The organism is Tolypothrix sp. FACHB-123 (assembly GCF_014697075.1).
Lineage (GTDB): Bacteria > Cyanobacteriota > Cyanobacteriia > Cyanobacteriales > Nostocaceae > Aulosira.
Genome location: NZ_JACJRE010000048.1, coordinates 34,505 through 57,931 on the forward strand (window position 1 = coordinate 34,505; position 23,427 = coordinate 57,931).

The window sequence follows — 23,427 nt, forward strand, 5'->3', positions numbered from 1 at the left end:
CAAGGTAGAAGTTTTGCGCATTTGAGATGTTCGCAAATTAAACTTCTATCCTTGTAGAGAAAGTTGATTCTGCCATGCTATCTAACTCCTGTACAAACAGTGTCCTGGCTCCAGGTGTTTTGCGAAAAGTGCATCATATTGCACTTAACGTGAAAAACATGCAAGCTTCCCGACATTTTTATGGGACTATTTTAGGGTTGCATGAACTCACAGGTGATGAAGTACCCGCCACATTAGTTGAACTTGTTGCAGCTGGGAAAGTAGCTAACTTCATTACTCCCGATGGCACAATTATTGATTTATTTGGCGAACCAGAATTATCACCGCCAGATCCCAATCCCGAGAAAAGTTTTACTAGAGCCTATCATTTAGCTTTTGACATTGAGCCGCAGTTATTCGATCAAGCTGTAGCAGTAATCAAAGATAATCAAATTGCGATCGCTCACGGCCCTGTGACTCGTCCTACTGGTAGAGGCGTCTACTTCTACGATCCTGATGGCTTTATGATTGAGATTCGTTGCGATCCGGAAATTAGTTAATAGTTATACCGCAGCAACTCAGCATCAGATATCTGCATTGGCAATGTATTGATGAATTAGCAGTAGAGAAAAGCGATCGCTCATTACATTGAAAACAACTATTATTCTCCTTGTTTCCTGCACCAGTCTGGAGATTGCTACCATTTATCTTTGCTCTCAGTTAAATTGAGAATTTCCATTTTCGATGTTTATGAAGCTACGCACATACATGCTAATAGGGTTATTACTCAGTCTACTTCTCAGTACTGTGCCGATTTCTGGCAATCTCACCAACGCTGTCACACCCCCAGCCGTAGCACCTGTATCTACTCTTTCGCTCTCCCAAGGAGTGAACAAAACGGTATTGGATAATGGCTTAACAGTACTAACGAAAGAAATACATACAGCTCCTGTAGTTAGTGTGCAGGTATGGTATAAAGTAGGTTCTCGGAATGAGGGTAAGGGAGAAAGTGGCATTTCTCACCAATTAGAACATTTGATGTTTAAGGGTACAAAAGAGCGCCCGGTGCAGTTTGGGCGGCTCTTCAGTGCTTTAGGCAGTCAATTTAATGCCTTTACTAGCTATGATGAAACGGTATACTTTGGCACAGTACGGCGAGATAAACTAGAAGCACTGCTGACTTTAGAAGCCGATCGCATGACCAATTCATTAATTGGCACTGAGCAACTAACCAGTGAAAAGCGGGTAGTTATATCTGAGTTGCAAGGGTATGAAAATTCACCGAGTTATCGTTTAAATCGGGCAGTGATGCAAGCGGCTTTTCCTAACCGTGCTTATGGCTTACCTGTAGGCGGGACAAAAGCCGATGTAGAGAAATTCACGGTAGAGCAGGTACGCAATTATTACCAAAGGTACTACAGCCCGGAAAATGCCACGCTGGTAATTACCGGAGATTTTGCCACAGAACCAACAATCAAGGCTGTGAAAGAAACTTTTGGTCAGGTCAAGCCAAGAGTGAAAAAAGACTTAGAAATGCAGGAACCACAGAAAACCGTGAGTGCTGTAGCTCGACAAAAATCACCACTTGTGTTAAGGGAACCAGGAAGTGCCGCATTATTACAAGCTGTTTATCCTCTACCAGATTTAAAACATCCTGATGTTCCGGCAATTGATGTCATGGATATGATTTTGACTGGTGGACGTAGTTCTCGCCTTTATCAGGATTTAGTAGAATCTGGACTAGCTAGTTCTGTGAGTGGTAGCGCCGCAGAATTAATAGAACCGGGTTGGTATGAACTGAATGCAACAGCGGCTCCAGGTCAGGAATTAGGCAAAATTGCCCAATTAATGCAAAAATCTTTGGCGAAACTGCAAAAACAGCCAGTAACGACTGAAGAATTAAACCGCGCTAAGACCCAACTTCAAGCTTCATTTATTTTGGCTAACCAAGATATCACCTCTCAAGCTAACCAACTAGGGTATAACCAAGCGATTGCTGGAGATTATCATTTTGTGGAAAAGTATTTAGCGGCGATCGCTAAAGTGACACCCCAAGATGTCCAACGAGTGGCAAAAACTTACCTCAACCCAGCTAAACAAACCATCGGTTTCTTTGAACCAACTCAACCAGATGGCGAACAAGCTGCTAGTGGTAGTTCCGGTCGTACTGTCGAGAATTTTAGCCCTGGTCAACCTGTAGATCCGGCAGAATTGGCTAAATATTTACCTCCGGCGACTTCTACTACTAGCGCCAGCCAGCAAGTCCTACCAGAACAGTTTACTTTAGCCAATGGTTTACGAGTCCTACTGTTAGCTGACCACAGCGTACCAACAGTTAATTTAAGCGGACAAATTGATGCTGGGACTGTATTTGATGGGAATCAAAAAGCTGGGTTAGCAAATATCACGGCTAATAACTTGATGAATGGGACGCAAACTCAAAATGCTTTGACTTTAGCAAAAACTTTAGAAGATAGGGGCGCAAGTCTTGATTTTGTTGCTAGCCGCGAAGGCGTCAACATTACTGGTCAAGGACTATCAGCGGATCTGCCAATATTAATTCAAAACCTGGCGGATGTGATCCAAAATGCCACCTTCCCCACAGACCAGTTAGAATTAACTCGTCAACGGGTGTTGACTAGCCTGAAAGTCCAACTTGATGACCCCCAATCCTTGGGAAGAAGAGCGTTCCAGCAAGCAATTTACCCAGAAAATCATCCGTTCCATAGCTTTCCTACTATCGAAAGCTTAAACAGTATTACTCGCGATGAAGTACTGCGCTTCTACCGGGAACATTATCGCCCAGATACGACAACGATCGCTTTAGTGGGTGACTTTAAGCCAGCCCAAGTTAAAGCCTTACTCAATCAAAGTTTTGGAAAATGGCAAGCTCAAGGTAAACCACCACAACTCAATTTACCGCCTGTAGAGTTACCTGCAACTTTGACACGCCTAAATCAGGTAATTCCAGGTAAAGCCGAGGCGGTGACCTACCTTGGTTATAATGGCATCTCCCGCAAAGATCCGCGTTTCTATGCAGCTTTAGTGCTGAATCAAATTTTGGGTGGCGATACCTTATCTAGTCGCTTAGGTACCGAAGTACGCGATCGCCAAGGTTTAACTTATGGTATTTACAGCGCCTTTGCTGCGGGAATTAACCCCGGCCCCTTCTTAATTCAGATGCAGACAGATCCCCAAGATGCAGAAAAAGCGATCGCTAGCACCCTAGCTTTACTCAAACAGCTGCGGGAACAAGGGATAACTGAAGCAGAATTGAACACCGCCAAACGCTCAATTAGCAACAGCTACCCTGTAGAGTTAGCGAATCCCAGCACTGTCGCTAGCATTATTTTGGATAATGATGTCTACGGGCTTTCACCTCAAGAAATCCAAGATTTTCCCCGCCAAATCGAGTCTGTAACTATGCCAGATGTACAAAAAGTCATTCAGGAATTAATTAAACCAGAGAATGTAGTCATTGTGACTGTCGGTTCTCCATCTACCTTACAAAAACGCAGTTAATTAAACGCTGCGGCAAACTTCATCCGCTCACAGGGAATAGGGCATTAGTTTATCTTTATACCCTATTCCCAACTGTCACAGATGGGTAAGGGCAATGCCGTGCCCTCTAGAATATATAGATGCATAGCCAAAGATTATTGGAATTAGTATAAGTCAGTGTAAATAAACAAAAATATATCAAGAAATGTAAATAGCCTTGAAACCCTTACCAATGACAAATGACTATCTTCAATTGCACAGATCTATTTAATATTTATTGTGATGGGCTTGTTTTTAGTAACACAATAATAAAAACTAAAAATAGTAATTCTCAATTTACAAATACATTAGGTGATACAAGCATTTAATCGGGGTTTAGTAGTAGTAGTAGGAGTAGCGACTATTACTACTTTCACAGCAATAAATCTACCAGATGTCGCTGCTCAAGATAAGACGAAATGCATCAGCCAAATCACCGGAAAAGCAGGAAATGTCTTCTCCGGTGATTGCATTCCTAATGGGCTATGGATTAACCCCAGCTATGGTGCAGAATATGCCCGATTGATGCGGATCGCAATCCAAGCAGCTGCTAATAAGGATGATTACGATACGGCTATTATTAATTTTTCTAGAGCACAAAGGATTTCCGGCGTGACAGATTCCGAAGTACGTCGTGGGTTATTGGGCGCAATTATGGCGAAATCAATTCAGAAAAATCCCGTACAAGGTTATTTTCCATCTAGAATTTGGCTATTAGTTACCGGGGAATTTAGCGAAGGAGGGTGAGTTAATAGGGGCTAGGCTAGGTTAAGAAAGGTTGTCTCTACTAGCTGACTCAATCTAAGCCAGAAGATAATAGCGACGAATGTCTGGCGCAGACGCAACCAAGCCATCTAATTTTGCTGCGGCTTCTTGCAGATGATTTGAATCTAGATGATTATTTAAAGCTTCGTTAGAAGTCCATTCTTCAACAAAAGTAAAATCTGTTGGATCGTGCTGATTTTGCAAGAGTTCGTAGGTGATAGCGCCTGTTTCCTGTCGGGTTGGTTCAATTAATTCCAACAGAACTGCTTTGAGTGCTTCTACTTTATCGGGTAAAGCTACAACACGGGCTACAACGCGAATGGTTTGGTTAGTCATTTGTTAATTATTCTGTGATTACTGGAAAGATGCCATTTTAACTAAGCTTTTTATGATATTAATATCATATTATCTGTGATAAATTAATTTTTATTTAGCAGATTTTAATAGCTTTTTAAACAATTAAACTTATTTAAGTTACTAGTTGATTTTATATTTAACTAAACTAAATGTATTGTAAATAATCTAGCATTCTCTGAAGTACAAAGGCAGATACATAGAGCTTTGTTAAAGCTGAATAATCTAGTAATCTCAATAAGAGTTTTCAAAATTTTAAAAACAATTATGTAAAATTAATTACATAATGACTTGTCTCATACCCAGACTTGAGTTGCAAAGCTTTAAATCCTAGGAGTTGTAACATCTTTCAGTAATGGATGAACGTTTCCTGACTAACTTATCTTTTCATCCTAGAGCTAGATACATATATAGAATATTATGTCAACTATGTATATGCCAGATGAATATGTGTGTAACTTATAAAAAAACCAGATAAGTATATGGTAAAAGGATATCTATAAGCATTTCCACTAACAAATATGAATTTTGTTTTTGAGTGCATCTCCCAAAGTTCAAGACATTCACAGTCTTTAGCTAGTTCTGATCTCTGTGAACGGATAAAAGCAAGATTAAATCTCTCAGATGTATATAGAGTAGGTATTTGAGCCTTAATTTTCTCAGAAAATAGTCAAAATCAATATTTTTCGCTCAAACTCTTATTTTGTAAGGTTTACAGCCGATTTTCTTGGAATTAATAAAAATTGTCAATCAGTCTGAAATATCAGCTTTTATCGAAGCTTGTGAAACAGGCTATTGAACTATGTCATCAGGTACAAAAGTTATCTGATGATTTCGAGTCTCCAAAAAAGAATCAGGGTAAATATATCTACATATTGTGAGGTAGCTATGACAATTGATCGAATTGTGAGATTAAAAATTGAAGCATTGATTGTTATTGTATAAAATATTTGAAATTGCCAAGGTTAGTAATAATCTGCAATCAATGCTTTTTTTTCCTTTTGAAAACTAGTAAATAGCTTAAAACACCTTTTTACAAAAATAAGGTGTTTAATTTGCTCAAAATATCATCGTATTGCTAGAGCTAACTACAAGATTAATTTGTAGTTTGACAGAGATGTTGATTTTGAGTAATTTTCTCAACTTTGAGATGGGATATAAACAAGACTCAGAGTTGAAATACTCAATGTTTCTCATTAACTAAGTACATAGTCTGGTTCCGCAATTTATGGTCAAACCTTTGCAACAGTTGTAAAGGTTGCTTGTGTATCTTCAATTAAGCAGCCAATCATGTTTTGGCATATTTAGTACTATTTTCGAGACAAAAACTAGGATTTTCAAATTTTTTAGTTTTGGAATAGGTAATCAATGCATATATTACGCCTTGCAAGAGACAACTTGCCCATCATTTGCTACCTCGCAACTGATGCTCATAGCTTTTTCAGCATTTTTCATGATGAGCTAGTTTGGGTGATTGTTTCTGATATTTGCTAGCTCACACCCTTGAAACAGAGAATTTTCAATCTATACAAGTGAGGAGGAAATCTCATGATTCATAAAGCTTCTGTTGCATTATCTAATCTGTTGTTAATCTTGGTGACGCAATCTGCATTTGCACATCCCCAGCCAAAACCGCAACCCAATCCCCAACATAATCCCCAGCCAAAACCACAACCTAATCCTCAACATAATCCTCAGCCAAAACCGCAACCCAATCCCCAACATAATCCCCAGCCAAAACCGCAACCTAATCCTGAATCGAATCCCAAACCTAATCCTGAATCAAATCCCAAACCTAATCCTGAATCAAATCCCAAACCTAATCCTGAATCAAATCCAAACCCCAATCCTGAATCGAATCCCAAACCTAATCCTGAATCGAATCCCAAACCTAATCCTGAATCAAATCCAAACCCCAATCCTGAATCGAATCCCAAACCTAATCCTGAATCGAATCCCAAACCTAATCCTGAATCAAATCCAAACCCCAATCCTGAATCGAATCCCAAACCTAATCCTGAATCGAATCCCAAACCTAATCCTGAATCAAATCCAAACCCCAATCCTGAATCGAATCCCAAACCTAATCCTGAATCGAATCCCAAACCTAATCCTGAATCAAATCCAAACCCCAATCCTGAATCGAATCCAAACCCCAATCCCAATAATCCTCAAGGTAATCCCCAACCCCAACCAAACCCTCAACCCAATCCGGAAACGCCAGTAGAAGATAAAGGTAAAAACGTTGGTAATTTAGTTCCTATTTCCATACAACTTACTGGAGCTAGAAGGGTACAAGTTGGTCATACAGATGTTTCTGGTTCTGTATTTGCTGGAGGTGGAACCTTCTCTAGTGCTGGAGTTGAAGGTACTGTGAGCTATCGCTTATCTAAAAATACGTTTCTTTTTGGACAAGCTACATACAATCCTGTAGCACCATCTAAAGCAATTGGAGTAGGAGGAGTGACCACTGGAGTTGTATTTAATGCACCTGGAAAGTCTATTCGCAACAACAGCTATATCGGGGTTTATAGTAATGTCGTCGGTTTTGGAAACACCGGCGGAGATGAGGTTTCTCAGACTGCTTTTGGAAACTTAGGAATTATCGGAGGGGTTCAGCGTCCAGTTGGCGAAAAAGTCTCGGTATTTGCTCAAGCAGAAGCGGCTCAACGCTTGTACTCCCTTGCAAAAACTTCGCAAGGTCAAGCAGCAAGAGTTTCTGGAGGAATGGCTGTGGCTCTATCTTGTGCATCTAATGTCAGCTTAGTCGGAGACTATACTGTTGGCTCTAACCAAGACTCGGAATGGGGTCTAAGAGGGGTCTGGAATTTCGACTTTTTTGGGACTCCTTGTGGAATGAAACGGATTAGTGCCTCTTCTAACGTGGTCAAAGTTACTAAATACCTTGTTACTCTCATTGGAGCTAATCCATCTGCCAATGAGATTAGAAAGGCTGGGCTAACTCCTCCTAATGCCAATCCTGAAAGATATCGCCTCCAATCTGAACGTTGGAGAGGAGAAAAAGCGCAGGTTGTTGAAGAGTTGATAGTTGATGCTGTGGAAGTAGAGAGTATGCCCGACAAGATCCTCTTTGTCCGCAAGCCTATATCTCCTCAAGCCTTGGAAAAAGCCCAACAGATTGCAGCCGACCGGGAACCCAAACAAGCCTTTGAAGAGATTCGTAACCTTCTTCAAGCTGAAGAACGAGATAAGAATTTCAACCTGGAGGAAGAAGCGAAAAGGATTGCTCAGGAAAAAGGAATGGCTCTTTCTTCTGTACAGCAACTTGGATATGCGTTCACTTACCAAAATCGCCTGATTGGTGTGGTGGATAGTGACTTGTCCCAGCCTTTTGTGGGAACACCACGAGAGGCTTCTCCTGCGGAGTTAATGGTTGTGAACGAAATTGTCAAAAAAGGGAATAGTATTTTGCCCTCTCTAGCAACAGGTTACACAACAAAAGGAACAACCATCGGAGGAAACAGCATCGTCAATGGTAATTTGCTTCCACCTGGAACAAGAGTTCAAGTACCTAAGAGAAAAGATGTGATTATTCCCACTTCTAGTGTTGAATCTACTCAGATTGAGTGGAATAGGATTGAGAAAAAGTAGCGATTTGAAGAGGGAAAGGCGGTTATAAATGACAGCCTTTCCTTTTCCTTTCTGGCTAAATTCCCAGACTGCGAGCAGCAACCATGTAGCGAAATATATACTCTATGAGTTCAATATGATTACGGGCTGCTGTGGGGGAAGATGCCCAAACTGTGACACCATGATTGCGGATCAGGAGGGCTGGAATTTGTGGCGGATTATTGGTAAAGCGGTATTGAATTTCTGCTGCAATGCGGGAAACTTGCAAATGATTTGCGAAGATGGGGATTAGACAGCGAGGATTGTCCTCGTAAATTCCTAAGCCTTTGAGCATTTCTAAAGGTGGTAAGGATAGGTAATCTTCTGAGGTAAAGTGGGCAACTAAATTAGACTCAATTGAGTGTATATGGTAACAGGCTTGTGCTTCTGGGAAAAGGGAATAAAGTATCTGATGAATAGCAGTTTCAGCAGAAGGTTTGATATCAGTTGATGATGCTTCTATTTGATCACTTGTATTAATAAGGACAAAATCGCTTAGTAATAATTCTCCTTTAGAACGACCGCTAGCTGTAATCCAAAAACTACCGTCGGCTAGGCGGATAGAAAGATTTCCCGCTGTTCCAGCCATCCAACCTTGCTGGTAAAAACTGCGGGCGGTGTTGATGAGTTCCAAGCGCGGATCTGTGAGGCTGGGGGTTGTCATAAAATGAGAGTTATTTCCACAATTTCACTAAATATTCGCGGATTTGTGAGAAATTATCCCAAGGAATGTAGGGTTTTTGTTGCTCTTCTAAATACTCGGCTAGGCGATCGCGTGCGAAAACAACAGAAGCTTGCATTCCCATATTTAAATCAGTCAAGGAATCACCGATCGCAATCTTCTGATAGGCTGGATATTTGGACATGACTTCAACTTTGGCGACTAGTTCCGTACCTCCCTCATAAGGGGAAATGACTTTTAAATGGGAACCAGTAGTGTCTACATCTACCGCATGGATCGCATGAACCCTTTCCACTAACCTATCAAGGACAGTTTCTACCATTCCCTGCAACCCACCAGAAATCACAACTAACGGTACTCCCTGAAACTCCAGAAAATCAAGCAGTTGGACAAATCCTGGGCGGATTGGTTGGGTTTGGGTAAATTCTAAAATTTCGGTGTAGCGTGAAGCGGGAATTGATTCCAGAATTTGTCTGACTCCCTGTCGCAGTGTCAGTTGTCTGGCATACATCTGGGGCAGTAATTTTGCTGATAGTTCTGGTGCAAATTTTTTTAACACCGCAACGAAGGTTTCTTCGGTTGTAATCGTCCCGTCAAAGTCGCAAAAGACAATTCGCCTCAAGTCTCATCCTCCCAGTTTCGATTGTTTTTCCTATTTCACCTTACAGCCTGGGGAATGCGAATTTCTTTGGCTGTATACTGAGGAACCCAGCCTTCCGTGCTAATAAAATAACGCACTGCTTTGACTCGCTTGGCTGGCGTAAGATGAAACCAATGTTCGGTATTGGCGGGGACGTTGATGTATTCTTGTGGTTGCACTGTCAGTTCTACTTGGCTACCATCGGGACGGACAAAGCCAAAAACTGCTTCGCCATCGATGATGTAGCGGACTTCATCATCAGCATGGGTGTGGATCTGGGCAAATTTAACTAGTAACTCATCTAAGTTGGGAATTCCGGGATGCAGTACAATCAAATCTCGTGACTGATAGCCAGCTGAGAGTTGCAATTGCTGAAAATAGCCATCTAATGCTTGCAGTACTTGTTCTTTTTCTGCTTCATTGAGGCTATCTTGGGCTATTAATTTATGTAATTGGCGATCGCTTCCCACATCCCACTGATTGAGTTGAATATTCAATGATGCCAATTCTCGTGTAATCTCTGGTAAATCCTGGTATTGAGTGCCATTTTCGAGTTTTAGAATCGCCATAAATCTTCCTCAAAAGCGATCGCGCCTACATCTGTTCAAAATCGCCCATCTCTCGGTTCCGCATTTAGCTGCTTTTTAGCAAGTTTCAATTGTCTCCAGAGTCTGTGAATTTGTTCGTAAGCTTCTTCTGGAGAAATTTTACCACCTGTTTGCAAATCGCAAATATAACTCACTCGCTGGGAGAATTCTTGGAGATTCGCATTAAAAACTACTTAATTACTAAATTCAATTTTTGAGAAAGATAGCAGATGAATATTACTACCCATCTGCTACAAAGTAACGGAGGTATAAATTTGATTACTAGTACTTTGATTGAAGAATTTTTTGGCAATGCTATTTTAATTTTGAAAAATATTAGTTTTTGTTAATAAACTTTTATGTAATATTTCACAAATTCTGACAAATTACTGTTACTGCCGATACAACAATATTCATCAGCTATCGCTTTTACCAGATAGTATCCATTCTTGTGGATGGTAATGGACGATAATAGCTGCATAAGTCTTATCTTCATAAACTACGGTAAAACGACAGATATACTGTATTTTAATCTAGACTAAATACTATCTCATATTTTGATGAGTCTAGCAAGAGGGTTTTTCTGAAAATTTCTATCGCGAAGAGGACAAGCCGGATAGTGATTTCGGGTATACTCGTTTACTTATTAATAACCTTTTGTTAAATTAGCCTTAACTTATTGAAGTTCGACATTTATACCAAAAGTGTGAGTAGCCTCCAGCCTACTAAGAATAGGCATAAAATTCAGTTCTATCGCTAGGAGCAATATGGCAATGGGGCCGATGTTAATTCATGCTGATGATTGGCTACATATAGGATTCAGACTGACTCTAGCCTTGTTAGTAGGCTGCACGATCGGTTGGAATCGTCAGCAAGGAGGTAGACCAGCAGGGATGAGAACTTTTATGTTGGTGAGTATGGGCGCTGCCTTATTCGTCATGATTCCTTTACAGGCTGAGGGCGATAGTACTTTTGCATCTACCAATGCATTGAGTCGCACAATTCAGGGTGTAGCCACTGGTGTGGGATTTCTCGGTGCGGGATTGATTCTTCAAGAGTCACCGCGAAAATCGACTGCGCCAAAAGTACGTGGCTTAACTACAGCCGCCTGTGTTTGGACTGCGGCGGGATTAGGTGCAGCTATTGGCTGTGGTTTGTGGCAAATGGGATTATTAGGAGGAATATTGACTTTAATTACCCTAAGTGGTGTAAAAAAGCTCAAGCGCACATTTTTTAGTCATAAAGGTCATCATAAATCTGGAACTAGAGAAGAATCACTTAATTCTGTAGATGATGATGATGATTAATCTCACATAACCTTACCAATGACCTTTAACACACTAGATGCAATCATCCTGGTACTATATCTACTGGTTGGTTAAAAATGTGAATTATTATGCTATACCACTTAGATTTTCATGTAGAGTACCCTGATGATGTATCTCAGAAAGAACTGTTTGCAATATGGGCAGAAGAAGCGGATGCGGCGCTCAAAGCCAAAGAGGCAGGGGTAGTTGTAGACTTATGGAAATGTGTTGGTACCAGAAGGGTAATTGCGATTGTTAATGTTCCCACTCCTGATGTGCTGGATCAAATTCTCTTAGATTTACCTATCATGCAGAAAAATGGTCAGCGCGTTCAAGTGGAGGTAACTCCCTTGAGAAGATATGAGGACTTTGCAGCCGATTTAAAAGCGCGTTTAGATCGCAAATAATTAATTTAACTTTATGTTGATGGCGATCGCATCTTTGCTCAATCCGATCGCCTAAGTAATTATAAAGTTGCTACCAGTTCCTTTAAGCGATCGCGTCCATCGCGAAAAACTGACCAACCATCCCCGACTAATACAGCTTCAACCTCAGTCAGTGCTGCTAATCTCTGCACAGATGCCACTGCTTCCTTGGGATTCAGAAGCTTTTCATGGGGTAACATGGTTAATGTCCCGGCTTTGTGCGCCCTGACTAAATCTCCTGTAATTAAAGTTGTTTCCTCCAGTAATAGTGCTAATTCACCTGGGGTTTTAGAACCTTGGAGTTCAATCACCTTTAATCCTGGAACCACCTCTTCAGCATCAACCAACCAGCGATCGCAAGCGATGGGGAAATTATCTTTCTCACCTACTGGCCCTGCTATTTTGGCATAAGTTTGATTGGCAATTTCTGGAGATGACCTGACATGATCGGAATTTGTCAGTACAATCCAAGCTACACCACCAAGAGACTCGATGTGATTCCAATCATGATTTGATAAAGCCACTGGATCGATCAGGATATTACCTTGGGGACGAATCCAAGCAATCCCATTGAAATCAATATTTCTGGCGAGATTAAAATGAGACCAACCATAGAGATCTGGACGGTGCAGAGATTTCATGTTGATTTTGGGGCAATGCCTGCAATTACTCAGTATCGGTAAATTTAGGTTGGAAATCAAGGTAGTAATAGAGATTAATTTTTGGGGAAAATAAATTTATGTATGTAGGGAAGGGAAGGAGGACTAATGACTAATGACTCAAGAACGTTTGACGGGATTCATCCAGGCTTCTAGACGACTAAATGCTTGAGAAGACAGCAGTGTTAAGCATAGGTAAACTATAGCCACAGCGAAGTAAATTTCAAAGGCGCGATAGTTATCTGCAACAATCAACTGTCCTTTGCGGACTAATTCTTCAAACCCAATTACAGAAACTAAGCTAGTATCTTTCAACAAACTGATAAATTCATTCCCCAAAGGTGGAATCATCCGTCGGAAGGCTTGGGGAAAAATTACATAACGCATGGTTTGGAAAGAACTTAAACCTAAGGACTGTGAAGCTTCTGCTTGTCCTGGTTCAATTGATTGAATCCCAGCGCGGACGATTTCTGCAATATAAGCGGCGCTATTCAAACTTAAGGCGATTACCCCTGCAATTAAGCGATCAAAGGAGAAAGTCAAACCAAGTTCTTGGATGAGTGCAGGTATGCCAAAATAAATCATAAAAATCTGCACGAGTAACGGCGTTCCTCGAAAAAAATCTACATAAGCGCGCGCCAGCCAACGCACAGATGCGATCCGGGAAAGGCGAATAATACCCAACAGGGAACCGCCAACTAAACCCAGCACTACAGAAAGTACTGTGAGTTGTAATGTCACCAAGACCCCTTGTAAGAGTAGGGGAAAAGACCGCCAAATTATGTTTAATGAATAGAATAAGCCAGTTGTATTACCCGTTTGCTCCTCAAAAGGTGATGTGGCTGGTAAGGTTGGGGGTTCGGCTTTAAACCACTGACGATAAATTTGGGCATAAGTGCCATTTTTGAGGATTTTATCGAGTCCATTGTTAATTAATACCAGGTTTGCTGAATTTTTTGGTGTGGCAATGCCATAATATTCTTCTGTTACCAATTGCTCTACTACCTTTAACCCTTTCAAATTACCCGTATTAATGGCGTATAAAGTAACTGGGGCATCGTTAATAACTGCATCGACATTATTATTGGCTAATTCTTGCAGGGCTAAAGGTGCAGAATCAAAACTGCGAATTTTGGCACCGGGAATACTCTGAGCTTTTTTAGCTGCGGTTGTGCCAATTTGTACAGCAATTCTTTTATTTTTCAGGCTATCCAAGTTAGTAATATCTTGATCGTCAGCGCGGATAGCGATCGCTAACCCTGCTTTAAAATAAGGGCGAGAAAAGGAAACTGTTTTGGCTCTTTCTTGGGTAATGGTAATTGAACTAATCGCCGCATCTACGGTTTTGGCTTGCAAAGCCGGGATAATGCCATCAAAGGGTATGCTTTGAAAATCAATTTTAAAATTAGCCGCCACTGCGATCGCATTAATTAAATCAAGGGAAAAACCTTGCGCCTTACCACCACTTCCAAGAAACTCAAAGGGTGGAAATGCTGGTTCATTAGCAATCCGCAAAGTTTTTTCTACACTAGGATTAACGCTACAACCAACAAGTAACAATAAACTCAATACTGTAGCCACTAACGAATTTAACCAACGTACCCCAGCCAATCTAGCTATATTCATTCCCTTTTACCCTTAACTCTGATGAAAAATTCCACATCCGCGATTACTTTTGAGAATATCGAAAAAAGCTTCGGTTCCCTGAAAGTTCTTCAAGGAATTACAGGTGAAATCAATCGCGGAGAGGTAGTGGCTGTGATTGGTTCTTCTGGCTGTGGTAAAAGCACTCTACTACGATGTTTCAATCGTTTAGAAACCATTAATCATGGACGCTTATTAGTTAATGGTATAGATTTATCCCAATCTGAGATTAACTATACTCAATTGCGGCAACTCAGAACCCAAGTGGGTATGGTTTTCCAACAATTTAACTTGTTTCCTCATCTGAGTGTACTGGAAAATCTCACACTTGCTCCCCGTAAAGTTTTGGGGAAAACAGCGAAAGAAAGCGCTCAATTAGCAGGATTGTATCTGGAAAAAGTCGGTCTTTTTGATAAAGCCTCGGCTTATCCCGAACAACTTTCTGGGGGACAAAAACAACGTGTAGCGATCGCGCGGAGTTTATGTATGAATCCGCAGATTATGCTGTTTGATGAACCCACCAGCGCTTTAGATCCGGAACTAGTTGGGGAAGTGCTCCAAGTCATGCAGCAATTAGCAGCGGAAGGAATGACAATGGTCGTCGTTACTCATGAAATGCAATTTGCGCGAGAAGTTGCACACCGAGTCATATTTTTAGATCGAGGTGTTGTGGTTGAACAAGGTTCCGCTCATGAAGTTTTGACTCATCCTCAAAGCGATCGCCTACGTATTTTCCTCAGTCGTCTGAATGCTGTTTAAAAGTTGTCAAAACTTAGATTTAAAGATATTCACTTAAAAAGTCAAAGGGATCGTCTTCCCAACAAGGTTCAGGAATCATCAACAGTAAACTATTGCGGATATCAGCTTCAATTTCATCACTATCTTCCCTGTCAAATAATTCAGTCATCGCTTTCCAGTCACGTTCTTCTAACGATCTCAGTGCTGGAGCATATACATGTAGATTTACTGGATAATTCACACTTTCAATTAGGGTTGACTGTCGCCAAAAATTGTTTTAATTGTTGATAAACAATCATATTCTAACTTGGACATTACGTCGTCACAAGGAATCATAGAAATCCTCATACAACTAATTAAAAAACTTTAAATCAATTTTTTTGAATTAAAATTGATGGGTATCACCCCTGATAATTCTTCAAAAAAATTTAATATTATTCAAATAATGTAATTATTGATACTTTTTATTAAATAATCTATCCGTAATTTAGTGGTGAAATAATCAACAAAGCCACGACTTGAAGCCGTGGCTTTGTCAAAACGGAAAAATTTTCCTTATAAAGACTCTAAATAGCTCAAAAGGTCTGCCATTTCTTGAGCGCTAGGTTGGAATTTTGGCATTGGTGGCGTTTCTCCACTAATTACTTGGTGAATTAATCCATACCGAGACTTGTGTTTAGAAACGCTTTGCAAACTGGGGCCTACTCGCCCATCTGCTTGCCAACCATGACAACCAGCACAATTAATTTGAAAAATAGCGTTTCCTTGAACAGGATCGCCTCTAAGGGCTAAAACACTTTTGACATAGGGATCGGCAGCTTGAACCATTTGAACACCAAAAATGCCCAAAAAGATTGCTAGCACTACGGCAAGAGCCAGCAAAGCGAGCCGCTGAATTAGAGTTTCAGGTTTGGTAATCTGGTTATCCAAAAGGTTTGTAGTTAAAGTTGAGGTGTGCTAAAAGTTTTTCATTTCCTACACATAGCTTAAAAGTTCTTGATGCTGTCTGCAAGCGCAGATCGAGATTTTCTTGTCACTGTTCTCTGTCCAAAATCCTGTAGGGAGCCGGATTAACCTCAATTTGGTAAAATCAAAAACAGGAAACGAATGTTTAATAATTGCAAAGAGGAGATTTACAGTGGTTGAACCCCTGCTCTCAGGTATTGTTCTTGGTTTAATTGTGGTTACCCTGGCTGGCCTGTTTTACGCTGCCTATAAGCAATATAAGCGCCCTACTGAGCTAGGAGGCTAGGATTAGGGTATGGGGCATGGAGCATTGGGCATTGATAATTCATGTTTTCTCCTCTGCTTCCTCTGCCCCTAATTCCACATATCTAAAAAATGTCAACCCTGTATTGCCATAAACTTTCTGGCGGCAAATTTCCCAATTGGCAATTACTGGAGTCACCCAATCTTGGGAACTGTGTTCAGCGGCGAGTTCGCCGTCAGAATTTAAAAGTTGATAATCTGCGATCGCTTCTAAAACCGACTGATACAATCCACTAGCGTAAGGTGGATCGAAATATATTCTGTCAAATTGTTTGCCTGATAAATTTTTTAGCTGCTGGAGCACATCTCCGCGTAATACTTTCCATTCTTGGTCAGCCTGAGCTACCCGCTGCCAATTTTCTTGAATAAGATTACAGGCACGGCTCGATTGTTCAATGCCGATGACTAAGCTGGCTCCTCTACACAAAGCCTCTGCACCCATTGAACCACTACCAGCACACAAATCTAACCAGCTACAACCTGCTATCTCTCCCTGCCAAATATTAAAGACAGCTTCCCGTACCCGCGCACTCGTGGGTCTGGTATCTTTACCAGGTAATGTTTTTAGCTGGCGATTACCGTAAATTCTCAGACTCATTTGTCATTGGTTAATTGATCATTAGTCATTAAGTCAGCAGCAAAAATTATCAACTGACAACTGACAACTGACAACTAACAACTGACAACTAAATAAAATTATATTATGCGGCAACTTCTTCTCGGACTTGAGCAACAAAATTAGACAGTATTTGCAATCCAATATTCGATGATTTTTCGGGGTGAAATTGCACTGCCATCAGGTTATCACGGGCGATCGCAGCGGTGACTGTTTGAGTACCGTGGGTAACTATTGCAGCACGAATTTGCGGATCTGTTGGTTCAACATAGTAAGAGTGAACAAAATACACCCAAGGTTGGGATGGTAAATGCTCCCACATAATACTTTTTGGCTGAATTATTTCTAGTTGATTCCAACCCATGTGCGGAATAGTGATATCGGGTTCGGGAATAAACCGTTTCACTTTTCCTTTGACAATTCCCAGTCCTGGTTGAGTTCCTTCTGCACTTGATTCAAAGAGAATTTGCAATCCCAAGCAGATACCCAAAAATGGTTTACCAGATGCGATCGTATCTTTAATAGGTTGTTCTAAACCACGCGATCGCAGGTGTTGGACAGCTGGATCAAAAGCACCTACTCCGGGTAAAACGACTGCATCTGCTTGTTCTATTTCCTTAAAAGAATGAGTGATTTTAGGAGTAGCTCCAGCTTTTTCCAAGCCTTTGCAAACTGAATGCAAATTTCCCATCTCGTAATCTACGACCGCAATCACTGGCATTGACCTGCTCCTTGTAAATTTATTATGGAGGCTGATTCTATTTTAAATAATATTTCTTATGAAGAAAAGATTTCTATTAACTTCTTTTGACACTTGGCTAAGCGATCAACAGTCAAATTCTTCCGACGATCTATTACTAGAAGTCACCAAACTTGAAACCCTACCGCATCATTTGACTTTTTTACGTCAGTTACCTGTAGATGTGCAATTGGCTAGCGATCGCGTAATTCAAAAAATCAACGAACTCCAACCAGATTCCATTATCTGTTGTGGGATGGCGGCTAGCCGGACGCAATTAACAGTGGAATTTTGTGCTAGTTGTCAAGAAAGAGTTTTGCAAACAAAAGTGGATTTAGAAAAATTAGTGGCTGGTGGTAGGGGAATTGAGATTAGCCACGACTGCGGCAAATTTGTCTGTGAGGGTCTTTATTATTCCGTATTGGATCACCTGCGTCAATCCCAAATCCGAGCCAATTGCATCTTTGTTCATGTACCAGTTTTGCAGCCAGAAAATTTGGTAAACATTGTGGCAGATTTCGTATTAATAATTAACAAACTGGCACTTTCATAAATTTGTCAGCGTCTTGATGAGGGAAAAAATAGTTAAATTTATGTTGCCATTGTTACTAAGTTTGAGTCTGGCTCAATCAATTTCGCCTGCACAACTACCAGCAGAAGTAGTACAACCACAAATTGTCCGTCCTTTACCAGGAAAACTTGATTCAGTGCCGGTTTTTAATAGCAATAGTCCAGAATTGGTATTGAAAGAAGGAATTTTACTCTCTACCTTTCCCCCAGATGGCAAAAAAGTGCCAACAGCTCATTTAAATTTTCCCTTTCAAGGCAGATTCGATGTTTTTGCTCACCATATTGCCAAAGCTGAACCCGCAGAAAATTTACGCTCTTTATATTTAGGTATCCTATTGCATAATCCTGGTGCGACTCCAGTAACTATAAATGTGTTGCAAGCAGCTAGTTATTTGAGTCAACCAGATGCACCTTTTATTCAGTTACCATCTTTTAGTAACAATATCTTAGGTACGGTTTTTTCCGGCCCAGGCGATCGCATTACTAATGAAGTACTTAGAGGTAGGCGACAAGAAATTTTTCCGGCGCAAATAGTTATTCCCCCCAGGGAAAGTCAGATGTTACTAAATTTACCAATTCCGGTGAAAGAACTTACCCCTCCCTTGAATGGACGCTCTACTTTGATGCGGCTGCGAAGTAACGGTACAGTTTATGCAGCTAGCCTCGCCATGTTTGCACAAACCAATAGCGATGGTAGCGAGCGAGCGCCAACTTTAGCAGAGTGGCAAAATTTACTGAATAATAGTGATGTGGCTGGCCCCAGAGATAAAGTCCCCACGCCTTTAGAAGAGACTGGTAAACCCCGCATTTACGGTCGTGTATCTGGAGTTGCCAGTGGTTCCCAGTGGCGCGCCTTATTGGTAGATGAACCCAAAGCCAAATACCTGACAATTCCCCAACCGGGACAAGCCTTCTCTTACGCTTTAAGCACCTTGCATGGTGGTACCTTGGGAACTAATCAAATTCAAAGTGCAAAGATGCTGGTGCGCTATCCTGACACCGCATATCGCGCTCATGGCAACTATGGCATTCAATATAGTTTGAAATTGCCACTATATAATAATAGTCAAAGTCCACAAACTGTGACTGTGTCATTTCAAACACCGATAAAAGAGGATCAATTAATCAAACCAGGATTACGCTTTTTCAATACCCCAGCCAAGCAAGTATTTTTCCGGGGTACGGTGCGGGTGCGTTATAAAGATGACCAAGGTAAGGCGCAAACCCAATTTGTACACCTAATCCAAACCCGAGGGCAAGCAGGAAAACCCTTAACTAGATTAAATATGCCAGCAGGCGATCGCCGCTTGGTACAAGTAGACTTTATCTATCCCCCCGATGCTTCCCCACCGCAAGTATTAACAGTTGCAACTCAAGCTGAAAATCGGTAATCAACAAATTAAGCGATCGCCATTGAAGATATGCCTCCAGGCGATCGCATTAAAATGACACTTTAATTATCAAGAATTTATCAACAATTTTAAGTAATTTTTTTGACTAAGAGGTAATTTATCAAGTATAAATCCAATTAATATGAGGGAGTCACTCGCATTTTTATAGTTATTCTACCCAAATCTAAATTGCAGACTGTCTCCCTTACTGAGGTTTACTTGATAAATGACCTCTTAGCTAATTTATTTCTAAAGAATTAGCAATTTGTTATGACTTAGGCCTGTATTCACTACCGTCAGCACGAAAACCTTTTTGTTGCAAAATTACCTGATTATTACGCAGAATTGTCAGTTCCGTATCAGCCCCAGGAATAAATCTTACTTGATAGGTAGAGCCATCTTTGATGGCAATGTATGTTGTCCAGTAGTTCTTAGTATCATTGTTGGGTAATTTGGCAGCAGGAGCACGTTCTGTAACTTCAGTTTTGTTGTCATAGACATTCATATATACCTGATCCTGTTTGTAAATTCTCACGGTTTTGGCATCGGTCACAAAAAATACTAGTGTTTGTGCATCTGTAGGATTTTTGTCTGGTGATGATGGTTTGCTAACTAAGGTAATTACATCTTCCCGTACCCAGCCAACGTCTTTCGCTTGCGTACCAAATTGCACTTTGTACCAAGTACGAGTATCTCCTGAAGGCTTTTGTTTATCTAAAATTTTGACGCGATCGCCTGCTTTTCCTTGGCGTATAATATTACCTTCCTTAATTAAGGGAGCAGAACGAATATTAACCACATTCGTGTTAGAAGTATTTGTCTTCAAAACGCCTTCATTTGGGAGAATTTGGTTGGAATTTGTCATGTTCTTACTCAGCCAAATTTGATTTTTTGACAATGGACGCTTCAAATGATACTACTGTGTCACCAAATAGGGAAAAAATATACTTAAATTTCTTAATAATGTACCCAAGTGCGAGCAGGTAAAAGCCCTGGAATATTTCTTACTTGCTTGTATGATTTTTTAATCAGGACTGTAGCCCTTGATTTTTCAGCACCCTTGATAGTCAGTAAATTATTTAAAACCCTTTGCTACTTTTTTTTGTCCCTTCCCTTGTGGTTTAGATTTTTGCACTTCTCCTAAGGCTGCTTGAAATAAGTTATGCAGATGTACAGGAACGCTAGCAATTTCTGGTAAATCTGGCTCTAGAGGTTTGTTAAATTCTTGTAACAGAGCATCTAAATCCCTACTCAACTGAAAATCAGCACGTTGCAAAACTGTTTGCAGTACATTTTCTAATGTGTGAGGATACTCTTGGGCTAATCGATACCAAATAAAAGCATTAATACTTTTATCTTCTAAATAAAAGCGAATTAGTTTTTGCGCACCTTCAATATTTTGCCAATCTGCTGCTGATAAGATGGTTTTTATTTTACTATATGTTGGTAAAAACATTTGTCCCCAACGAGGATGAGAAATCGCTGTCACCTGTTCTGCTTTCTTCAATTCACCAGGTAAATCAACCTTTGGCATTACCATCTTACTGCTGCTATTATTTTTAAATATTTCTGACGCTAAATTCGCATCAGCACCCATTTCTTTGACTGCTGCTTTGATTTCCTCTTCATTAATTCCTGCTTCTTGTACTAATTCATTTAGAGGCTTAGAGGTGTCAATACCTGTAGCTGCTAAATACTTCTCAGTAATTAATTCTTGAAATTCACCTATTTTCTTATTTAGTTGATATCCTGGTAGTGTGATTTCATCTGTGCCAAAAAATTCTACAAACTGCTGATGATATTGGAAAACTGATTGCCAAGCTTCTTCTAGCAAATCTGGCGCATCACTGTAAAGATGATTTTTATATTCTTCTTTGAAATTACCAATAGCTACAGCTAGTTTAGGTTTACCCAATTTACCCATAATTGTATAGTTACTAAAAAATGTCCAGTAACTATCAGTAACGGGAGAAATGCGAGTTAGCAGAATTTCTCCTTCTTTAAATCGAGATGTTTCTTGTAGGGTTTGGATATTATTAGGTTTAACGATGTAATATTTATCAGTCAACCAGTTCCTTAACTCAAAGCCATCAGGTAATATCTTCGTAATGGCAAATAAGCCCATGAAGCTACGATGCCAACTAGCAACTAAATTGCGATCGCTTTGAGGTAGATCGGGATGGCTATCGATAAATAAATCTAGTGGTGACTTATCGCCTACTTTCCCTTCTGTAATAAAGCTATCAATTACTAAGTCTTGCTGTGCAATGTTACCATTACCTGTGCGTAACTTTCCGGCTGCATAAGTTTCCAAAGCCTGTGCTAAATCACCTTCTGCGTCCAATACAAAATCTACCACAGCTTGTTTAAGTACGTGCGCTCGCCCTAATATTGCATCCACAAGTTTATTTCTCTAACCAACAGAGGTAGATTAGAGCCTTTGAGACTATTAGCGCATCTAGCTATTGCTAGATTTATGAAGATGCAGATTCAGCAAATTTAGCCAAGACTATATATTACCCCTATTGTGTCACTCTCCGAAAACATTGGCCATTTCTGAATTCTAGAAACTTTATATAGCAAGCGATGTCTAGCTTGAAAAGTTCAGATCTAAGGAAGCCTTATCTCCGACTTTTCGTTACGAAGGGCTACGCCTACGCGCAATTCTTTTCTAAAAACAAATACAAAACCTATTTTTTCTAAAAGTATAGCTTGTATTAATTGCCGAGGTTTCTCGCGATCGCCCTCCGGGAAAGTGACAAAACAGAAGTAATTACTTTTTCTTGCCTAGATTTTGTTGCCGCTTCCGCAGATATCATGTCAATAATGTATTGACAAACTACTAGTAGGGACTATTATGTATTATGTTCCCGGACGAGAGCGAAGACGATCGGGTATATGATGGCGATCGCCTAATATTTCTAATAAAGGGCCATTAACATCAAATTTAACCATACTTACCGACGCAACCAAAATATTCACCCGATAGCGATAGCGTCCCAAATCAATTCCCAATAAACTGCAAAGCATAATCCGAATCGTGGCTTTATGGGAAACTACTAAAACATTTCCTTGGGGATGTTTTTCTTGAATTTCAGCAATCACAGGCATAGAACGGTTAGCAATATCTACCGCAGTTTCTCCACCTAGTGGTGCATTCCAAGCTGGTTCTGTCAACCAGTTTACATAGTTTTGGGCGTAATTCTCTTGGGCAAACGATTTACTCTTGGTTTCCCATTCACCGTAACTACCTTCTCTAAGTCCCTCACGCAACTGCATATCCATACCGATAGCATCACAAAATGGCTTGGCAGTTGCAATTGTACGTTTCATCGGGCTAACATAAACCGCTTCCCACTTCAATTTTTGATAAACATCGGCAAAACTTTCTGCCATTTGTATCCCTTCTGTTGTCAACTCCGCATCAGTTTCACCGCAAAAATTACCACTTTGACTAAAAGTAGTTTCTCCATGTCGCAGTAAATATAAATTGAGTGTCATAGCTTGTATCGCGATTGGAATAAAGGAGTTTGTGCAAAAATAAACTATCATCAATCTCGCAATCGAGTATGTGACACCAGGACAAAGTCATCAACTAAAAAAGTCAATCAACGACAAAATTTTGAAATCGAAGACAAAAGTAGCGGTTTCAGCTATTACTAAGTATTAAGGCAACATAAGGACAAAGTTGGCAAACTCCCCAAACAGCTAAACTGAACGCATTAGTTCAGTAATAAAACGATTGAGAGCGGAAGCAATTTTATACCCAGATGGTCATTACATTGACCCCCCTATACAAACGTTGCGAAGTCATGGCTCAAACTTTCCGAACGAAGGTTGCATGTAATCAATTGTCAGAATATGAGGCTATCTTATCAGCTTCAGATAAACA

General features: G+C 40.4%; 24 protein-coding genes. 10 read left to right on the forward strand and 14 right to left on the reverse strand.

The features are described from left to right. Positions 1-74: 74 nt before the first annotated feature. From H6G41_RS25405 to H6G41_RS25415, 3 genes are all read left to right on the forward strand, one after another. Complete coding sequence (locus H6G41_RS25405; protein ID WP_190749822.1) at positions 75-539, forward strand: VOC family protein; 465 nt, start codon at positions 75-77, stop codon at positions 537-539. A 190-nt stretch (positions 540-729) separates the two neighbouring features. Then, a complete protein-coding gene (locus tag H6G41_RS25410; RefSeq protein ID WP_190749823.1) occupies positions 730-3,501 on the forward strand; it encodes a pitrilysin family protein in 2,772 nt (923 codons plus the stop codon). 330 nt (positions 3,502-3,831) lie between these two features. Continuing rightward, positions 3,832-4,266, forward strand: coding sequence for a hypothetical protein (locus tag H6G41_RS25415; protein ID WP_190749824.1), 435 nt, complete (start codon positions 3,832-3,834; stop codon positions 4,264-4,266). Between the two features lie 54 nt (positions 4,267-4,320). On the opposite strand, the gene H6G41_RS25420 is transcribed toward H6G41_RS25415, so the two are convergent. Next, a complete protein-coding gene (locus tag H6G41_RS25420; RefSeq protein ID WP_190749826.1) occupies positions 4,321-4,620 on the reverse strand; it encodes a putative quinol monooxygenase in 300 nt (99 codons plus the stop codon). Positions 4,621-6,186: 1,566 nt separating this feature from the next. Between H6G41_RS25420 and H6G41_RS25425 the strand changes: the two genes are divergently transcribed. Further along, positions 6,187-8,250 carry a hypothetical protein gene (locus tag H6G41_RS25425; protein ID WP_190749828.1) on the forward strand — a complete coding sequence of 688 codons (2,064 nt, stop codon included), beginning with the start codon at positions 6,187-6,189 and terminating at the stop codon, positions 8,248-8,250. Between the two features lie 55 nt (positions 8,251-8,305). Here H6G41_RS25425 and mtnB read toward each other — a convergent pair whose 3' ends face one another. The 4 genes from mtnB to H6G41_RS35375 are packed head-to-tail and all read right to left on the reverse strand — an operon-like array spanning position 8,306 to position 10,332. Next, positions 8,306-8,932 carry a methylthioribulose 1-phosphate dehydratase gene (gene mtnB, locus H6G41_RS25430; protein ID WP_190749830.1) on the reverse strand — a complete coding sequence of 209 codons (627 nt, stop codon included), beginning with the start codon at positions 8,930-8,932 and terminating at the stop codon, positions 8,306-8,308. A gap of 10 nt (positions 8,933-8,942) precedes the next feature. Then, positions 8,943-9,572, reverse strand: coding sequence for an HAD-IB family phosphatase (locus H6G41_RS25435; RefSeq protein WP_190749832.1), 630 nt, complete (start codon positions 9,570-9,572; stop codon positions 8,943-8,945). 35 nt (positions 9,573-9,607) lie between these two features. Next, complete coding sequence (locus tag H6G41_RS25440) at positions 9,608-10,159, reverse strand: acireductone dioxygenase (RefSeq protein ID WP_190749834.1); 552 nt, start codon at positions 10,157-10,159, stop codon at positions 9,608-9,610. 35 nt (positions 10,160-10,194) lie between these two features. Further along, positions 10,195-10,332: a hypothetical protein gene (locus tag H6G41_RS35375; protein WP_242038042.1), complete on the reverse strand. Its 138-nt coding sequence runs from the start codon at positions 10,330-10,332 to the stop codon at positions 10,195-10,197. A 618-nt stretch (positions 10,333-10,950) separates the two neighbouring features. Between H6G41_RS35375 and H6G41_RS25450 the strand changes: the two genes are divergently transcribed. Further along, positions 10,951-11,484, forward strand: a complete 534-nt coding sequence (locus tag H6G41_RS25450) for an MgtC/SapB family protein (protein WP_199316301.1) — start codon at positions 10,951-10,953, stop codon at positions 11,482-11,484. Positions 11,485-11,573: 89 nt separating this feature from the next. Beyond that, positions 11,574-11,891, forward strand: a complete 318-nt coding sequence (locus H6G41_RS25455) for a muconolactone Delta-isomerase (RefSeq protein WP_190749836.1) — start codon at positions 11,574-11,576, stop codon at positions 11,889-11,891. 59 nt (positions 11,892-11,950) lie between these two features. Here H6G41_RS25455 and H6G41_RS25460 read toward each other — a convergent pair whose 3' ends face one another. Beyond that, positions 11,951-12,550 (reverse strand): MBL fold metallo-hydrolase, encoded by a 600-nt coding sequence (locus H6G41_RS25460; protein WP_190749838.1) that lies wholly within the window; start codon positions 12,548-12,550, stop codon positions 11,951-11,953. 138 nt (positions 12,551-12,688) lie between these two features. After that, positions 12,689-14,194, reverse strand: a complete 1,506-nt coding sequence (locus H6G41_RS25465) for an ABC transporter permease subunit (protein WP_190749841.1) — start codon at positions 14,192-14,194, stop codon at positions 12,689-12,691. 21 nt (positions 14,195-14,215) lie between these two features. Between H6G41_RS25465 and H6G41_RS25470 the strand changes: the two genes are divergently transcribed. Next, complete coding sequence (locus H6G41_RS25470) at positions 14,216-14,971, forward strand: amino acid ABC transporter ATP-binding protein (RefSeq protein ID WP_190749843.1); 756 nt, start codon at positions 14,216-14,218, stop codon at positions 14,969-14,971. A 19-nt stretch (positions 14,972-14,990) separates the two neighbouring features. On the opposite strand, the gene H6G41_RS25475 is transcribed toward H6G41_RS25470, so the two are convergent. Next, a complete protein-coding gene (locus tag H6G41_RS25475) occupies positions 14,991-15,191 on the reverse strand; it encodes a hypothetical protein (protein WP_190749845.1) in 201 nt (66 codons plus the stop codon). 314 nt (positions 15,192-15,505) lie between these two features. Continuing rightward, positions 15,506-15,880: a cytochrome c gene (locus tag H6G41_RS25480; RefSeq protein WP_190749847.1), complete on the reverse strand. Its 375-nt coding sequence runs from the start codon at positions 15,878-15,880 to the stop codon at positions 15,506-15,508. A 208-nt stretch (positions 15,881-16,088) separates the two neighbouring features. Here H6G41_RS25480 and petG point away from each other — a divergent pair, with 208 nt between their 5' ends. After that, a complete protein-coding gene (gene petG, locus H6G41_RS35380; RefSeq protein ID WP_190749849.1) occupies positions 16,089-16,202 on the forward strand; it encodes a cytochrome b6-f complex subunit V in 114 nt (37 codons plus the stop codon). A 39-nt stretch (positions 16,203-16,241) separates the two neighbouring features. Here the strand turns inward: petG and rsmD are convergent, their stop codons facing one another. Continuing rightward, entirely contained in the window at positions 16,242-16,817 is a 576-nt protein-coding gene (gene rsmD, locus H6G41_RS25490) for a 16S rRNA (guanine(966)-N(2))-methyltransferase RsmD (protein WP_190749851.1), read from the reverse strand. Between the two features lie 103 nt (positions 16,818-16,920). Further along, a complete protein-coding gene (gene hisH / locus H6G41_RS25495) occupies positions 16,921-17,556 on the reverse strand; it encodes an imidazole glycerol phosphate synthase subunit HisH (protein ID WP_190749853.1) in 636 nt (211 codons plus the stop codon). 58 nt (positions 17,557-17,614) lie between these two features. Here hisH and H6G41_RS25500 point away from each other — a divergent pair, with 58 nt between their 5' ends. Together H6G41_RS25500 and H6G41_RS25505 are read left to right on the forward strand one after the other, a co-directional pair. Beyond that, positions 17,615-18,127 (forward strand): peptidase C15, encoded by a 513-nt coding sequence (locus H6G41_RS25500; protein WP_190749855.1) that lies wholly within the window; start codon positions 17,615-17,617, stop codon positions 18,125-18,127. A gap of 40 nt (positions 18,128-18,167) precedes the next feature. After that, a complete protein-coding gene (locus H6G41_RS25505) occupies positions 18,168-19,535 on the forward strand; it encodes a DUF3370 domain-containing protein (protein ID WP_190749857.1) in 1,368 nt (455 codons plus the stop codon). 268 nt (positions 19,536-19,803) lie between these two features. Here H6G41_RS25505 and H6G41_RS25510 read toward each other — a convergent pair whose 3' ends face one another. From H6G41_RS25510 to H6G41_RS25520, 3 genes are all read right to left on the reverse strand, one after another. Continuing rightward, positions 19,804-20,400, reverse strand: a complete 597-nt coding sequence (locus tag H6G41_RS25510; protein ID WP_190749858.1) for an SH3 domain-containing protein — start codon at positions 20,398-20,400, stop codon at positions 19,804-19,806. Positions 20,401-20,610: 210 nt separating this feature from the next. Then, the gene (locus tag H6G41_RS25515) at positions 20,611-21,936 is read right to left on the reverse strand and encodes a hypothetical protein (protein ID WP_190749860.1); all 1,326 of its coding nucleotides are present in this window, start codon (positions 21,934-21,936) and stop codon (positions 20,611-20,613) included. A gap of 461 nt (positions 21,937-22,397) precedes the next feature. After that, entirely contained in the window at positions 22,398-23,036 is a 639-nt protein-coding gene (locus tag H6G41_RS25520; RefSeq protein WP_190749862.1) for a histidine phosphatase family protein, read from the reverse strand. Between the last annotated feature and the right edge of the window lie 391 nt (positions 23,037-23,427).